Source organism: Curtobacterium sp. JUb34, from assembly GCF_003755065.1.
Classification (GTDB): Bacteria; Actinomycetota; Actinomycetes; order Actinomycetales; family Microbacteriaceae; genus Curtobacterium.
This window is the reverse complement of record NZ_RJVH01000001.1, coordinates 545,063-561,183: the sequence shown is the minus strand read 5'-3', so window position 1 is coordinate 561,183 and position 16,121 is coordinate 545,063. Positions and strand designations below refer to the sequence as shown.

The following is a 16,121-nucleotide window of genomic DNA, read 5'->3' as shown; positions in this document are numbered from 1 at the left end:
GCGGGTCGCCAAGGAGTCCGATACGAGCGCCGACGTGGCACAGATCGTGAGCGCGCGGCATCATCAGTGGGCTTCATCGGGTCTGTGTTCATCGAGTGACCGTAGCTCTGGACGGGGGGAGGGGAACGCGTGTCTCGGAACGCTGGGAGCGTTGCTCGAGCCCGGCGACTGCTCGCTGTGAATTCTGACGTGCGGGTCGCTCGCGTCGCCCGGGCAGAAGCCGTGCTCGGCGATGCCTGGTGTCATTTGGTGGCGCCTCCGATCTCCTGCCAGGTGCGTGGAGGCGCGAACGCTCGCGGCCGGCATCGGAGTGGGATCATTCGGTAGCGCTTCTCCGGTCGTGGCGACCGGCGCGCAGCCACGTTCCGGCAGCCGTCGGAGCGGTGGGGTCATTTGGTGGCGCTTGTGTCGGACTGCGCTGCGCAGGTTCGTCGCTGCGGATCGTCCGTGCGCTGGGGTCATTCAGTGGCGCTTTACTGGGCTCGTCAGTCGCACGGCCCTCGACGGAGTTCGGATCAGTGCCCATGGCGGCGCATCCGGTCGAGCCCACGCGAGATAGCGTCATCCTCGGAGCGCGTGCCTCGGACGACGTCACGGACGAGGTCCGAGAGCTCTGGATCTTTGAAGTCAAGGTTGGCGTCGAGGTCTTGCGGGATGACGGCCGCTCGGAGCGCTGATTCGACCCGGTAACCGCTGAGGACGCGACGGGTTGCTTCCGCTCTGGTGATGAGGCCCTCGTCGACGTCGGGCTGCAGGTCGATCGGGTACGCGACCGGCAGGGCGTTGTAGCCGGGGTCCGTCGGAGCAGTGCGATCCGAGACGTAGCTGCCGTGATCGACCAGCGCGATCACGAAGGGCAGCGCCTCGTCGGCGGTCATCTGGCCGTTTGCGACGCGACGCAACAGTTCACGAGCGTCCGAATCGACAACGGAGCCACCTTCGGCGCCGCTCGCGCCGTCACTGAACGCGACACGACGGTCGGTCTCGGCAGGAGTCGTTGTCGGCGATCGATGGTGATCGACGTAGTCGAGGGCATGCTCGATCGCTTCAGAGGGGGATGCTTCGCCTGCTATGACACCTTGGAGAAGCGCTAGCAGGATCGTGTCGGACACTCGCTCGCCTGTTTTGGTCAGGGCCTCGCGGCGATTCGAGTCGCAGTGAGCAGCATCGTCGGTTCGGTCGTTCAACGGTCTCCTTGACGGGTCAGATGAATGGTCCACTGGCACGGCATCGATGACGACCTCAGGCATCGATAGGTGGGAGGGCGGCGATGATCGCAGCCACGGCGTCGCTGTTCTTGCCGGACCGGAGCCAGGTCTCAGGGGATTGGGGTTGCTGGACAACGAGCTCAGGGTGAGGCGTGATGAAGAAGTCGTCGGCATCACGAACCCGCCAGCCTGCCGGCATCCTGCGAATGAACTCTGGTAGTCCTGCAACGAGGCATGCCTTCTCGGCGTTGAACTGCCAGCGGGGGAACCGAAGCAACCCGAACACCTCCACGGCGACCAGCTTGCCGACGGAGAACGCCTCGTCCAGCTCCTCTGGAGTCCAGGAAAGAAGCTCGAGTACCCAGCGGCGGGACATGGTGAGGTCGACCGCCGTCTGATCGTCAGGGTCCAGCACGAGGTGCAAGCGCGTAGCCGAGTTCACCGTGTCGAACTGCTCGGCCTCGCCGTACGCGCCCCTTTCGATGAGCTCCTCGGTCACGTCGGCGACGCGATCTCGCCATGGCGACTGACGTGGCTTGACGATTTCGAGAGCGGAAGCGATGGCGTCGAGGGTCAGGTCGACATCGTCGACCAGAGGTCGGAGCGCCTCGCTGAGACGATAGACGGCTTCGTCACTGATTGAGGAGGCCCGGAACTCACCGTCGCTCATTCGGAGCCTCGATCACAGGAAGGGCTCGAACGATGTGCCGAACCGAAGCGTTGACCCTGCAAGCGAGACGAGTCGCCGTGCCTGCCCACTACCATCGCCCGCTGCTTCCCACGATGTCACGCACGGCTTCTGGGGCTCCGCCGTCCTCGAGCCATGCGGCGGGGGTCTTGCGGCCTTCGCCGTAGAGATCCTCTTGGCGGGTCGTGAAGAAGCCGCCCATGGAGATCCAGTCCCAGCGTTGTTCGAGTGCGGGGATCAGTTCCGGCAGGTGTGGCAGGACCCGCCCGACGGGACGAGTGTTGAGCTGCCAGGTCGGGAAGCGAAGTTCGCCGCCGATCTCGACGGCTACGAGCCGATGCTTCGCGACTTCCACGAGAACCTCGTCCTCTGAGAGGTGGAGGAACCTCGCAACGCTTCGGAGTGACCTCGTATCTCGTGCTGCGGTGAGCCAGGTCTTGATCTCGGCCAGGCGCAGTTCGCCTCGGTCAACCGCGCGCTGTGTCTCGGCGAAGGATTCCTCGGTGAACGCGCCGATCTTGACGAGCGCCGCCTGCTGATCGTCGTCGGTTGTGCGGTGGGGTCGGATAGGGTCGAGCGTCTCGATCAGAGTCGACAAGCCGCGCAGCAGATATGCGCGCTCACCGCCGAGGCCCCGAAGGGCTTTGATGAGGCGCTGGACTTCGTCGTAGTTCGGATCTGTCGGCGATGGTTCCCGTGTGGTCATGTCGGGATGCTCGCAGGGTTCGGACTAGTGCAGACCGGGACCGAAGTGGGCGCTAACGAAACTGCTCGAATATGAGCATCCCGGATAGCGGATATTCCTGCATTCCGGGCGTGTCTGCGATCTTTCAGCCGACCCGGCTGCGGGGGGTCTTCGTTTTCGGTCGTCGGTGCTCAGCTGCGCTTCGCGAACACCGGGCCCGAGTTGGCGGCGACGGCGTCGGCGACGCGTCACTCCCAGTCGGTCAATCCGTGGAACTTCTCACGATTCAGGATGTCGACGACGTCTGGACGCGTGGACGCGGCGAGGGCGCGCGCGCTCGCACTCGACGGGTCGATGGTGCAGAGCCTGCCAACGTTGCGCATGTTCGCGGTAATGCGCTCGTACGTGCCCTGCCACTGGGGCGCCGGGGTCGCGCTGGCCATGCTGTTGGCAGTGAATGCCGTGTATGAGCAGTCCTCCGCCGTGGCGTTCGGCTGCGACGACTTTGCCAGCGCGCCGATCGCGTAGCTGAGCTGCTCGAGCGCGCTGGAGTAGTCGACAGCAGGGCTGGCCGACGGTGCATCGACGGACGCAGTTGCTTCGGTGGGCTGCGCCGATCCGGAGTTGATCGTGATGCAGCCGGTGAGTGTGACCGAGAAGGCCACCGCCACACAGGCGGCGGCAAGACGTGTGCGCACAGCGTGCATCATACGGTGACAATTCCTCGCGCCGACGTGGCAGGCTCGTCCCATGGGCACCACGAAGGAGCGCCGACTCATAGCTGCGTTCGGCGGCGGCCTCGCCGTAGTGATCGGCCTTGGGCTCGTCGCAGCGGCGCTCCTCGACGTGATCTGACGATCGCGCTCCTCTCATCCTCCAGCCTTCGCACGACCGGGCCCCCGCAGCCTTCAGGCTGCGGGGATCTTCGCTTTCGCAAGAGCGAGCGCTGCTCTGCGCTGCAGTCACTCTCGGCGGCGGTGCCAGCGTCGCCGTGGCGCACCAGCGCGTCGATGTTCGTCGCAGCGGGCATTCCGACGAACCGATTCATCACGGTCGCTCACCCGGATCGGCCACTGGCCGGCAGAGGCCCGTCTAGTGGTCACCCGATGGTCAGCCGACGCCCTCCGGAGGGAGGGTGCGAGAGCCCAATCAGGCACGAGGGCGACGACTGGGCCGCAGCGGGGCATGAGGTGACCGGCAACTGGTCAGGAAACGGCCACCTGACCCACGTGGAATCGGAATGCCGTCGCTGACGCTCCGGAGACGCATCTGTGGCCGCGCGTCGGTCAGCGGGAGGCCATCAGCCGGTCACGAGTGGGCGGCCTGTGGCCGCCGCGTGGCCGTCGACTGGCCAGCAGGACCCGGCCCTCCGGCCCGGAATCGAGGCCGCGTGACGGGCGGTGAAGGGGCGGGAGCGTGGCGCGATGAACGCGACCAGGAACCCATCCTCACCGGGGCCAGGAGCTCAGCCAGCTCGTCGTCAGTCGTCTTCGTTCGTGCCTCTCGACGACTCCTTCCTAGCGCTGGGTCGCGCCTGTCCCCGGCTCGGGAGACCAAGGGCGCTGGAACCGCGAGCCGGGTTCCTGGTCGCGAGTTGACAGCCGCACCCCGCCCCCGCTGATGGGACGACCTGGGGCGCGGAGATCTCCTCTGCTCGAGGGGGAACGGGGGTGTTCGGCGGAGCCTGATGATGCAAGGGCCGTCCCCGGTGGCTACGCCCCCTGGGCATGGAACGCAGACGCAGCTCGGGCCTGGCGGCCCTCCCTGATCCTCGAGCGCTGCGCGACCGATCGAGCGAGTGCGGCCGGCGGCGGAAATCCGCTCCACGATGACTGGCCAAGGGCTTCAGGGAGCGGAGGTCCGATGCAGCCTGAGGGCCGTGTGCGGTGATGAACCTGGCACCAACAGCTGCGGGGTGGACCTCGCCCACGGGGCGGATCCTGGGACGAGGTCGTAGCGACCGTGGGCTCGGCGCATCGGGTGTTGGAGCTCCGCGCGCGCCGACCCAGTTGCGGGGTCTGCAGCGGCTCCGGAGCGATGCTCCGGAGCAGTCCCGAGGCGGTGGCGTGACGAGGGCTGCGACAAGTCTGCAGCGGCGCCGGGCACTCCACAGTCGTGCCCTCATTCGGCATCGGAAGAGCGTGCCAGAGGTCCGCTGCGCGGACGACGCGGAAGGCGGCGCCGGCTCTCCTTCGTCGGCCGCCGCGATGGCGCTGCGCGCCCGGCACGAGACCCGCAGAGAAGGTCTCCGCGATGCTGCGACCTGCGCTGCTGTGAGACCAAGGGGGCGGCTCCGCGAGCCGCCACGTCGGGGCTGTGAACAGCTCGCTTCGCGACCTGGCCTCGCGTTGCTCGACGGTCTGTGCACACGGCGTCAACATGTCCGTTTCCGTGTGCACAGCCCTTCCCCGACTTTCCGGGGGCTACGGGTGGACCTGTGCACAGCCCGCGCTACGCGTCCTTCGGATTCCGGTCTGTGCACAGAGGGGCTGTGCCCACCCGTTTCCCCCGATCACAACAGCAGTTGTGACCCTGATTCGTCGCTGAAGCTCCGAATGCAGGGACCAAGAGAAAAGGGCATAAGGGGGACTGACGCCGACCTGCGTTTTCTCCTCGCTGCGCTTCGTCGGAAACTGGTTCGTCGGTCGGCATGGCCGACAGTCCTTCGGGACCCCCTGAGCCTGTCGCTGCGCTCGGTCTCCGGGTGCCCCTCACCCTTCGTCGCTGGCGCTCCTTGGGCCCTTACTGCGCCGCTTCGCGTCTTGCCCCCCAACGCCCCGTCGGGGGCGTTGGGGGGGTGCCTTGCGCCGATGCCGATCCTCCGCGTTGCTCCCCCTCGGACACCGGCTGTGAGCCGCCCTTCCAGGCCGGCGTCATGAGCGCTCGCGGGGTCGTGACCGGGGTCTCCCCGGTCCTTGCGAGGTCCTGGCGGAGGCGCAGGAACAGTTTTCGAAATGATTACGCTCATATCGTCGCTCGGGGTCGCGACCCGGCGACGACCGAGCGGGCCAGCCGGGAGGACGACGAAGAGGCGCCAGCGTCTGCGGAAGCGACCCTCCGCAAAAGGTCGGAAAGCGTACTCTTCACACACGTTGGAGCTCGGTAGAATCGAGATAGGTCCGGATGACATGAAAGGGACCAGAGTCAACGACGGCTCGACGAGTGGGTACGCCAAGTAACTGTTAACGGGTTCGGCTGCCAAGGCCCCCTCGGAAGCGACAACTTCCGAGGGAAAACTATGCCCACAACCATCTCTGCTCCGCGTCTTGACGATCTGCTCACTCCAGACGCGCTTGCTGCTCAGCTGCACACCACCACGCGCAACCTGCGTGAATGGCGGACTAATGGGCGCGGCCCTCGATTCGTGCGGATTGGACGCTTCCCGCTGTACCGTCCAGAAGCCGTTGAAGCATGGCTTCGTGACCAGGAGTACGCCAGCACCGCCGACGAGCTGCGCTGACCGATGGGAACGATCAAGTCTTACGAGACGAAGACCCGCGGGAAGCTCTACGAAGTTTGGTACACGAAGCCCGATGGGACGCGGGGTCATGATCGAGGCTTCGCCCGCAAGGGCGACGCAGAAACGTACTTGACCACGATCGAGGCCTCGAAGCTCCGAGGTTCCTATATCGATCCGACCGACGCGAAAGTGACAGTCGGTCAGCTCGGGAAGGCCTGGCTTGAGCTCCACCGGTTCAAGCTCACCGAGAGCAGCTTCCACTCCGTGGAGAGCTGTTGGCGCGTGCACGTCGAGCCCAAGTGGGGCGGCTATGCCGTCGGCCGGATCACCAAACGGGACGTCCAGGTATGGCTGAACGAACTCGGCAGGAGCCTCTCTCACACGTCCGTGGCGCGAGCCCGCGACCTCCTCGCCGGCATCTTCGATGAGGCGATCGAAGAGAACCGCGTGAACAAGAACCCTGCGCGAGGACTCGCCGTCAAGAAAAAATCGATCCCCGACGAGGTGTTCCTGACTCACCAGCAGGTCGAAGCACTTGCGTCGCAGGCGCGGTACGGCGATCTGGTCCGAGTGCTCGCGTACACGGGCCTCCGGTGGGGCGAGGCGACCGCGCTCCGAGTTCGCAACGTCGACCTCACTCGCCGACGCCTCAACATCCGCGAGGGCGTCACCGAAGTGAACGGACAGCACATCCTGGGCAGCGTCAAGTCCCACGAACGACGTGCCGTGGCCTACCCGGACTTCCTCGACGAGGCTGTCGCCGCGGCGTGCTGTGGGAAGCACCCTGAAGAGCGGCTCTGGTTATCTCCTACCGGAGGGTTCCTCCGTCCAGGCCACTCGCAGCAGGGATGGTTTGCGCAAGCCGTGAAGCGCGTCATGGATGCCGACGCGCGCTTCAGGCGCGTCACGCCCCACGACCTCCGGCACACGGCGGCATCGCTCGCGATCAGCGCCGGAGCGAACGTGAAGGTGGTGCAACGCATGCTCGGGCATAAGTCAGCGAAGGTGACGCTTGATACCTACGCCGCGTTGTTCCCTGACGACCTCGACAACGTCACCGCTGCGTTGAGCCGGCAGCGAGTGGAGCAGCTCTGAGGCAGCCGTGGTCGTGGTGACGGCCACGGCCACGGCCACGGGATGCTGCCTTCCTTCATGGTGGTCACCCCGCGACTCTCGCCGGACGAAGGTTCGCACCGCGCGGCGCCCGTACGAGCAGAAGGACACGACCGCTGCGCAGACTGGTGATGTTCTACGTGTCCGTCGCACAAACGTGTACCGGGCCCAACGAGAGAGTGAACCAGTCACTGAACAGCGCGGCAAGACGTCCGGATGACCATCGGCTAACGAGGCAATTTATCGGCAGCGGCCGCACACCGTTTTGCAGACGCTGATCCCAGTCGCGGCCGACGGTCGGCTGCTGGTCCGGCGGAAGGACGGTGCGTAGCGCGTCAGCTTGGGGCGCCGACAGGAGGTAGGAGGCTCTCCTCGGCGAGGACGCCCACGACGGCGGAGACGGGAACTGACCCCTGCCACTGGCCGGATCGGTTCGCTGCGGTGATGCTCACCGGCAGGGCCCATCGTGCGCCGGCGATGTTGCCGGCGCCGATCTCGCTGAGCTTCGTAAACAGCAGGATGGAGTCGGTCGATTCGGCCCGGTGGGGGTGGATGTCGGTGATGCTGAACGTCACTGACCGACGGTCCTCGGCGATGTAGAACCGGTCGAACATATGGGATGTGTCCATCGGTCGGAAGCCCCCTCCGTACATCGCGGCGAGACTCCCGGTAAGAAGTGACGAAGGCTTCTTCGGACGCTTGGGTAGTTCGACGTGGTAGTCGCCGGGAGTTGCGAACGCGTAGAGATCGTCCGGGAGGCCCACGTGGATTTGCAGGTCGGTGAGGATGGTGTCGGACTCGTTTGTGATCTGCAGCGCGAAGGGCGCTCGGTGCCGACGTCCTGCCATGTCTAGGGCGTACGGACGGAGTGCCGCCTTGAAGTCGCGGAGGTACTGTCGTCGCTCCCGTTCGTACCGGTCTCGTTCCTCCGGTCGGTGATGGTCGACCGTGGGTACGACCGTGCCTTGCAGGCCGGGCCCCGACCAGGAGGTTGAAGTCTTCAGCGGCGGCACCATTTCCTCCTCTTCGGCGTACCGCGCGTCCTCGGATTCTTGGGTGAAGTTGAGGACGCGGACGGCGCCGAGCGAGTCCGCTGCGACCTTGCCGAACGCTTCGACGCCGGACCGTCCCGCGAGGAGCCGCTGCTCGAGGTCGCGGATGTCAGCAGTGGTCGCCGGCGCTGACTGTGCGTGATGCCGAACGAAGATGGTGCCTTCTTGGTGTCCGCCCTTGCCACTGTCCGGTGTGTAGGTCTTCCTCAGCGTGTGGATCTTGTCGCTGTCGCTCGGCGGTTCGATCGTGATGACAAGGACGCTCTGCCCGTTGTAGTCCACGGACCGCGGGGCCCAGGAGGGACCGTCGTTGCCGAGGTACTTCACCAGCCATGGCTCGAGTTGCGCGAGGTCGGGGATGAAAACGCCCGGAGTGTTGCCCGGCTCAGCGCCAACGACCATGTAGCCGCAACCGCCGAAGACGAGCGAGGCCTTCTGCACTGGCCGATTACTCATCCCGATGATGCACTTGGAGATGGCGAACCAGCCGGCGGCTTTTGTGAGGTCCAGGTCGCGCTTCCACTCCAGGAAGTTGGACTCGTCAGACGAATCCGCACCGTTGACCGCGTTGATGAGGTCGCGGAGGTCCTGAAGGCTTCGGAGCTGACGGCTGGTGTCGGTGTTGAGCGCCACGGGTTCATCTTGCCGTGGACGGCCGACAAGTGGCGCGTGTCCGAAGAAGACGAGAAGACTCGGGGCGCATCGCGCTATGTTCAGACAGTGAACGCTGATGCCGGCCGGATCACGGTTGATCGAGAACAGTCGCGCCCTTGGGTGGAGGTGGCGCAGTCTGCTCGCGTCTTACGGGATCTACTTACCGAGACTCCAGCCGCCGTTGCAGGCTCGCCCTTCAAGACCATCGACGAGGGCATACCGGAATCGTGCGAGACATGGTGTCGCTCCTACCTCTCGGCCGCTCTCGAACACCTTGGGCTGTGGGCCGACCACGTTGCACCGCTTACTCTTCACCCTGACGCGGTCGTGCACCATGAAGCACGACCGGCTCAGACGCTCGCCCGTGCGGCGCTCGAATCTGCATCTCAGGCCGTGTGGGTGATGGCATCGCGTGACCCGCGCGAAGTGCTGCGGCGGCACTTGTCGCTCGTGCTCGCAGACTGGGAAGAACAAAGGAAGGCTGAACTAGACCCGCAGCGCAAGGCGGACCTCAAGCAGCAGCGGCTCGACCTACTCAAGATCCTTGAAGAGCACGGCGTCAAGATCAGTGACCCGAGCTATCTGACCCTCGTCACGGCCGCTGCTAATGAGGTGCGCAGTAAAGCTCCCATGGCGGACCTAGGCGACCCAGAACGAGTGGAGCGCCTCTGGCGTGCATCAGCCGGGTCAGCACACGGGAAGATGTGGCCATCTGTGGAGTTGCGAGTCTCGGTCGAGCTCGACGGCCAAAAATTCTCGTTCCCAGATGCTGACGCGATGTCCGCGATACTCGTGCTCGCGAACAAGGTCACGCAATATGGCGTCTTCCGCTTCATTGACTACGCGGGTCATGAGCCCCAAGTCGCGGAGCGCCTCAGAGTGACCACACACCGCTGGTACGCGCGCATTCCGAAGATTGCTGGCGCACCCGAGCGGCTAGAAGACGTTTCTGGCTATCCGCATCCCACTGCTGATTCTGCCAATCCAAGCCAAAGTCAATAGCTGTCACGCGAAGCGCAGGTCCGGGTGCGTGCTCGAAGCGCATTCCGTCCCGCCAGCCGGTCCTTCGGCGTACGAGCCAAGTCGCACCGGTGTGGTTGTTCACGCTGGCCTGCATGCTTCTGATCACATGATCATGCGTGATCCGGGGTCGGGTCTCCGACTGCCCATGATGAAGCACATGTGGTCAGTGGGTCATGATCGATGTTCTCTCGTCGGCTGATTGGAGGAGGTGCTCGTCGTGGGATGCGACCACGATCGTTGCTCCCTGGTCGACGAGTTCGTGCGCGATCTCGTTGATGAGTGTCGTTCGGCGGCCGTCAAGCGCTGCGGTGGGTTCATCCAGCAGAACGAGCGGGGGCTTGCGGACGAGGATCCGGGCGATGGCGGCGCGTTGGCGTTCGCCTCCGCTGAGCTCTGCCGCTCGTTGACCAAGGAGCGTCCGCGGGAGGTCGAGCCGGTCAATTGCTGCCTCGATCGTCATGGGCGGCGATGTCGGATGGTCGGAGGCGGCCTTCGCGGCGGCGTGCAGGTTCCTCCGGACCGTCCACTGCTCGATCAGCCCGGCGTCTTGGAACACGAACCCGATGTCGTTGCGGAGGTACCGGCGGAGCTTCGCGCCACGCAGCGTGGTGACGTCATGCTCGAGGGAGCGGATGCTGCCTCCGTGTGGGCGCTGGAGTCCGCCGATCATCCGCAGAAGCGTCGACTTCCCGACTCCGGACGCCCCAACCAGTGCATGCACCGTGCCGGATTGGATGGTGAGATCGAGACCGCCGAACAGCTCCCGTCCCTCAAGCGCGTGTTCAAGTGCGGTGATCGATACTGCGGGCCGGCTAGCGGGCATGCCTGGTCAGCTCCTTCGGGGTAGAGGCTCGGACGGTGATGATCGCGACGGATGCGAGCACCACGGCTCCGACTGCGGCGAAGACGATCCCCAGCGTGGTGGGGAGCATGTCGGGCCCGGTCAGGCCGCTTCGGAGGCCGATGAGAATTGCGCCTCCTGTACAGGCGAGCAGCGCCATGGTCTCGAGGAGCATCCGCAAGTGTGTGCGCACCGGCGAGTGGCCATGGGTGACGGAGAACAGGAGGCGGTCTCGGTGTGTCTGCAGGTGGGCGCGCGTTCGAATGATGAGCACACCGAATACGGCAAGGAGCCCGACTATCCCCCCGATCAGGGCGAGAGGAAGTTTTGCTTGTGCGGCCTGCACGCCTCGGCCGACTTGTTCGGCGAAGCGGTCGGTGACGTAAACGGAGCTGCTGACGCCAGCCGCATGCAGGGCGTGCCGGGTGGTGGCCTCGTCTCCGGTGAAGAGGAGGTTCCCTGAGGTGCCGGCGGCGAAGTAGGAGTCATCGTCCACGAGCCCGGCTGTTGCCGGAACGGCGACGATGACGGGTGAGTCCGAGTACACATCGACCCGGAAATCGGTGCGGCCGTAGTTGAAGACCTGCCCCGGTGAGTAGGTGGCGATGTGTGGCCGCTTCGGGGTTGCTCGGTTTGGAACATCCCCGAGCGGTGTCCGGAACGACTCTTGCCACGCCGCGGCAATGGAGGTCACTTCGGTGCTGCGGTCCTCAGGCACGAGAAGACCCCACTCCCCAGGGCCGGTGGCACCATGCAGCGGGTCTGGGAGTCGCCCGTTGGATCGGGCGATGAACTCCGGGTTCGCCACGATCACGTTCGATTCGGGATCTCCCGGCGTGTACCGGTGGCCGCGATCAGCACCGGGAACCCAACTGAGGACAACCCCGCCGACTACATCAAGCTCACGCACTGCCGACGCGAACGGGCGGACGGCGTCGTCGAGAGCGCCAGGGCCGTCATATCCCTGGAAGATCGTCGTCGTGCACGCCGCGCACGCGCGCCAGTCCGGCCGGCTCTCGCGCACCGACTGCAACGCGACCATCGAGACCACGGCCTGCGTAAGGAGGAACACGACCACCGTCACTGCCAGCACCTGGACCGCTGCGACCACCGGGCGGCCGCGGGACCACGGCCGCCACCCGCAGTACGCCGCACGGAACCGCAAGCGCTCCGGCAGCAGCCCCGGCAGGCACATCCCAGCTGCGAACGCCGTCAACAGCACACCCAGCACCACGGCGCTGATGGTGAGGTAGGAGCTGAGCTGATTCCCGCCGTTGTACCAGCGGAGCAGGAACACGGCCGCGGTACCAAGGACTGCGAAGGCGCCGACGGACAGCAATCCGGACATCCCGAGGTCGCACGCGAACGGTGCCCGTCTCCCGAGCGTCCGTGCGATCGCGGTCTGCTGGGCGTGCGTGGCCGCCCGTGCGAACCCCGCCAGAAACGCCGCCAAGACCGCAGCCACCCCTGTAATCACCGCGGGGGTAAATCCGATCATGTACCGCAGGAGACCGAACCAACCAACCGACTCCACTCGCACCTCGACACCGGAAGCCGCAAGCTCGGACGCTACCTCCTGGAGTTCCTGGGGCGGCAGCGTCGACAGGTACCCGGTGGCCCGCACATCGTGCCGGATCGACTCGATCTTCGTCGTGATGCTCGTATCGAAGCGGGCATACTGCCCGGACGGGAATGCGCGATCGTAAGCCGCCTGATCTCCGATGATCGGAGCGAGGGTCCGCGTTGGTACCTTCCCCGTTGGGTCCTGCCGGATCCGGTAGAAGTTCCCGTGGTGCCGGCGTGCTGCTTCTTCAAGCAGCTGAGGAACGGGGGTGGCCTGGTCAGACTGGGTCAATATCAGTGCCGAGCGAACCGTTGCGACGGATTGCGTGTCATGCACGCTCAGCACCGCGAAACCGATCAGCAACGACACCACAGCAGCCGCCAATACGGCGGCCACCCGGACTATGCCCGAAGCCACCCCCACCGGAACTACTTCACGTTCCAGTACGCGGTGTTGCCACTGTTCGTCCGGCCGATCTTCGCCACCGACCGTGTGCCCTTCTTTGTCCACCCCGAGTAGTTGCAGCTCGTGTCGTAGCCCGAACAGGCAGTGGACTTATGGGTCTTTTTGCTGTGGTCGTAGTACGAATACGAGTTTCCGCCGCCGATCCCGTAAATCCACACGCCCCCACCGACCTTCTTCGTCGTGCGGAGCATGCCGTTGCCGACCGTGTCATCAACGATCACCCGCGTGCCCTCCCCGCCAATGATGACCGCGGAGCCCCCCGAGGTCGCCCCAACGCCGTCCGGAGTCGACGCCGACGCTGACGTGGGCAACGCGATCGCTCCCAGCAGCGCCGCCCCAGCCATGACGGCCGCAACCTGAACAACCGAACTATCCTTATTTTTCATGTTGAACATGTCCGTTAATTTACTGGAACTTTAGACAGCGACGCGACCAAGGGCGACGCACGCCGAGTGCCACACTCCACCAACCGATCTCACGGACGGTGGTCCGCAAGCAGTCTCGATGATCGGACGCTATACGGACGCCCGTCGAGGCCGACCGCATGCGATCGCGGCTGCCTCATGGCAGCTTATGGAGGTTCTCTCGTGGTGCATTCTGGTGCATCGCCACTTGGCTTGACGTGGCTTAGCTTGGCCCGACCGGTCGGGTTGGTCCCCGTGTTCGCAGGGATCGGACCCTCAGCGGGGATCACTCGACGGCTTGCCAATGGGTTCAAATCCCACCGGTACCGCCACTTCTCAGAAAACCCCCGTTCCCGCGGGGGTTTTCTGCATTTCCGGAGCACGTTGCGGACCACGCTCGACGCCGATCGAGATGAATGACCCAAGCGCCCGACCGCGCCGCGACCGTAGCGTGAGCCTGCTTCGACCTTCCGCCGGACGGAAGGCAGCGGCCAGCCCGCGAACCAGGTGGAGCAACGACTCACGGAGGTGCAAGATGGCGTTCGTCACCACGAGCGACGGTGCAGAGATCTACTACAAGGACTGGGGGCCCCAGGACGCCCAGCCGATCGTGTTCCACCACGGATGGCCGCTGTCCTCCGACGACTGGGACGCGCAGATGCTGTTCTTCCTGGCGAACGGCTACCGGGTGATCGCCCACGACCGTCGCGGTCACGGCCGGTCGTCGCAGATCGGGACCGGTCACGACATGGACCACTACGCCAGCGACACGGACGCGCTGGTGCAGCACCTCGACCTGCAGAACGCGATCCACATCGGGCACTCCACCGGTGGCGGCCAGGTCGCCCGGTACGTCGCGAAGTACGGCGAGCCGCAGGGCCGGGTCGCGAAGGTGGTCCTGGTGTCCTCCGTGCCCCCGATCATGCTGCAGAGCGACGACAACCCGGAGGGCACGCCCATCGCGGTGCTCGACGGTTTCCGGAGCGCGCTCGCCGCGAACCGCGCCGAGTTCTACCAGGCCGTCGCCGAGGGGCCGTTCTACGGGTTCAACCGCGAGGGCGCCGAGGTGTCCGCTCCGGTGGTCGCGAACTGGTGGCGGCAGGGGATGACGGGCAGTGCGCTGGCGCACTACGAGGGGATCAAGGCGTTCTCCGAGACCGACCAGACCGAGGACCTCAAGGCCATCTCGGTCCCGGTGCTCGTCACGCAGGGCGACGACGACCAGGTGGTGCCGTACAAGGCCGCCTCGATCAAGCAGGCCGAGCTCCTGCAGAACGCCACCCTCAAGATCTACGAGGGGTACCCGCACGGGATGCTGACGACCCACGCGGACGTCATCAACCCCGACATCCTCGCCTTCCTGAAGCAGTAGGCGTTCACGGACCCGAGGGGCGCGTGCCGTGGTGGGCGCGCCCCTCGTGCCGAGGAGTGACATGCAGACCGAACTGTTGCAACAGGCCGACCGCGTGCTCGCCGCGCTCCCCGCGGGTCGCCGCGAGGCCGTGCGCGAGATCGTCGTCGACGCCGTGCACCGGGGCGAGCTGACGGTGACGGGGCGGGCGTTCATCGCGCGCGTGTCCGGCTCGACGTTCCTGGCGGACGTGCTGAGCGACGCGCTCACCGAGCAGCGACGAGCGCTGGAGCAGCGACGAGCGCTGGAGCACGATCGCGTCGAATGACGCTAGAGGCCGCCGACGGCTCCTGGTCCGATGGTCTCGACGCGCATCCGAGAGCGAAGGAGCAGACGATGACCGACCAGCCCACCCCGCCCCACCACGAGACACCGTCCGTCGGCGATCCAGACCTCCCGCAGGAAGGGCTCGTGAACATCGCGGACGACCCCACTGCGAACACGATGACGGGTCCGCAGAACCCGGCGCTCGCGGCGCAGTTCCCGAGCCAGCTGAACGCGCCGGCGACCGACATCAGCACACAGGCCTTCTTCTGGTCCTCGTTCAACATCTCGCCCCGACGAGTCCAGCGCGGCGGTTGGGCTCGTGAACTGACCCAGTCCGACTTCGCGATCTCCGACGAGATCGCGGGCGTGAACATGTACCTGGAGCCCGGGGGCATCCGGGAGCTGCACTGGCACCAGACCGCCGAGTGGGCACTGATGACCCGCGGCGGGTGCCGCGTCACGACCCTGAGCCGCGAGGGCCTTCCGAGCGTCGAGGACGTGTTCGAGGGCGACCTCTGGTTCTTCCCCGCGGGCCTCCCGCACTCCCTGCAGGGCCTCGGGCCGGACGGGGCCGAGTTCGTCCTGGCGTTCGACAGCGGTGAGCAGTCCGAGAGCAACACGCTCCTGCTCACTGACTGGTTCGCGCACACGCCGCCGGACGTGCTGGCGAAGAACTTCGGCGTCGCGCAGGAGGCGTTCACGGACCTCCCGCTCCACGACCTCTGGATCTTCCCCGGCGAGGTCCCCGGTGAGCTCGAACGGGACCAGCTGGCGGCCGGTGTCGAGTGGGGCGGGACCGAGCCCGTGATCTTCCGGATGGGCAAGACGGCCCCGCGGTTCGAGAACAGCGGCGGCAGCATCCGGATCGCGGACAGCACGAACTTCCCGGGCGCGAAGACGGTCGCCGCGGCGCTGACGGTCGTGGAGCCCGGTTCGATGCGGGAGCTGCACTGGCACCCGAACGCCGACGAGTGGCAGTACTACCTGAAGGGCCAGGGCCGCATGACGGTCTTCAACACCGGCCCCCACGCCAACACCATGGACTTCAGGGCCGGTGACGTCGGTGTCGTGAAGCGGAACCTCGGGCACTACGTCGAGAACACCGGTGACGAGCCGCTCGTCTACGTGGAGACGTTCCGCAGCGACCGCTACGAGGAGGTCTCGCTGGCGAACTGGCTCGCACACCTGCCGCCGTCGCTGGTGTCGCAGCACCTGAACATCCCGGAGGAGGTCCTCGCCACGTTCCCGCGCGGGTCCCAGGGGATCGTGCCGCTGCGGTAGTCCGG

Annotated in this window: 14 protein-coding genes; 6 read left to right on the top strand and 8 right to left on the bottom strand. The window is 65.9% G+C overall.

The genetic code is table 11. The features are described from left to right. Positions 1-515 precede the first annotated feature (515 nt). From EDF63_RS18360 to EDF63_RS02605, 4 genes are all read right to left on the bottom strand, one after another. Entirely contained in the window at positions 516-1,187 is a 672-nt protein-coding gene (locus tag EDF63_RS18360) for an antitoxin VbhA family protein (RefSeq protein ID WP_148061702.1), read from the bottom strand. Between the two features lie 55 nt (positions 1,188-1,242). Then, positions 1,243-1,878, bottom strand: coding sequence for a hypothetical protein (locus tag EDF63_RS02615; RefSeq protein WP_123310951.1), 636 nt, complete (start codon positions 1,876-1,878; stop codon positions 1,243-1,245). An 88-nt stretch (positions 1,879-1,966) separates the two neighbouring features. Next, positions 1,967-2,602 (bottom strand): hypothetical protein, encoded by a 636-nt coding sequence (locus EDF63_RS02610; RefSeq protein ID WP_123310949.1) that lies wholly within the window; start codon positions 2,600-2,602, stop codon positions 1,967-1,969. Positions 2,603-2,829: 227 nt separating this feature from the next. Then, positions 2,830-3,279, bottom strand: a complete 450-nt coding sequence (locus EDF63_RS02605) for a hypothetical protein (protein ID WP_148061701.1) — start codon at positions 3,277-3,279, stop codon at positions 2,830-2,832. A 2,540-nt stretch (positions 3,280-5,819) separates the two neighbouring features. On the opposite strand from EDF63_RS02605, the gene EDF63_RS02600 reads away from it, so the two are divergent. Together EDF63_RS02600 and EDF63_RS02595 are read left to right on the top strand one after the other, a co-directional pair. Further along, positions 5,820-6,041, top strand: a complete 222-nt coding sequence (locus tag EDF63_RS02600) for an AlpA family transcriptional regulator (protein ID WP_123310945.1) — start codon at positions 5,820-5,822, stop codon at positions 6,039-6,041. Between the two features lie 3 nt (positions 6,042-6,044). Then, positions 6,045-7,136, top strand: coding sequence for a site-specific integrase (locus EDF63_RS02595; protein WP_123310942.1), 1,092 nt, complete (start codon positions 6,045-6,047; stop codon positions 7,134-7,136). Between the two features lie 353 nt (positions 7,137-7,489). On the opposite strand, the gene EDF63_RS02590 is transcribed toward EDF63_RS02595, so the two are convergent. After that, positions 7,490-8,839, bottom strand: a complete 1,350-nt coding sequence (locus tag EDF63_RS02590; RefSeq protein WP_123310940.1) for a helix-turn-helix domain-containing protein — start codon at positions 8,837-8,839, stop codon at positions 7,490-7,492. A 36-nt stretch (positions 8,840-8,875) separates the two neighbouring features. Here EDF63_RS02590 and EDF63_RS18355 point away from each other — a divergent pair, with 36 nt between their 5' ends. Further along, a complete protein-coding gene (locus EDF63_RS18355; RefSeq protein WP_148061700.1) occupies positions 8,876-9,862 on the top strand; it encodes a hypothetical protein in 987 nt (328 codons plus the stop codon). A gap of 184 nt (positions 9,863-10,046) precedes the next feature. Here EDF63_RS18355 and EDF63_RS02585 read toward each other — a convergent pair whose 3' ends face one another. From EDF63_RS02585 to EDF63_RS02575, 3 genes are read right to left on the bottom strand one after another with little or no spacing between them, the layout of a single operon-like run. Further along, a complete protein-coding gene (locus tag EDF63_RS02585) occupies positions 10,047-10,706 on the bottom strand; it encodes an ABC transporter ATP-binding protein (RefSeq protein ID WP_123310938.1) in 660 nt (219 codons plus the stop codon). After that, positions 10,696-12,684, bottom strand: a complete 1,989-nt coding sequence (locus tag EDF63_RS02580) for a hypothetical protein (protein WP_148061699.1) — start codon at positions 12,682-12,684, stop codon at positions 10,696-10,698. Before EDF63_RS02580 ends, EDF63_RS02585 begins: the two co-directional genes overlap by 11 nt. 32 nt (positions 12,685-12,716) lie before the next feature. Next, positions 12,717-13,148 (bottom strand): lactococcin 972 family bacteriocin, encoded by a 432-nt coding sequence (locus tag EDF63_RS02575; RefSeq protein WP_123310934.1) that lies wholly within the window; start codon positions 13,146-13,148, stop codon positions 12,717-12,719. Between the two features lie 544 nt (positions 13,149-13,692). On the opposite strand from EDF63_RS02575, the gene EDF63_RS02570 reads away from it, so the two are divergent. The 3 genes from EDF63_RS02570 (at position 13,693) to EDF63_RS02560 (ending at position 16,116) form a co-directional block, all read left to right on the top strand. Then, positions 13,693-14,529 (top strand): alpha/beta fold hydrolase, encoded by an 837-nt coding sequence (locus tag EDF63_RS02570; protein ID WP_123310929.1) that lies wholly within the window; start codon positions 13,693-13,695, stop codon positions 14,527-14,529. Positions 14,530-14,590: 61 nt separating this feature from the next. Next, positions 14,591-14,836: a hypothetical protein gene (locus EDF63_RS02565; RefSeq protein ID WP_123310927.1), complete on the top strand. Its 246-nt coding sequence runs from the start codon at positions 14,591-14,593 to the stop codon at positions 14,834-14,836. 68 nt (positions 14,837-14,904) lie between these two features. Continuing rightward, positions 14,905-16,116 (top strand): cupin domain-containing protein, encoded by a 1,212-nt coding sequence (locus tag EDF63_RS02560; protein ID WP_221180515.1) that lies wholly within the window; start codon positions 14,905-14,907, stop codon positions 16,114-16,116. Positions 16,117-16,121 lie beyond the last annotated feature (5 nt).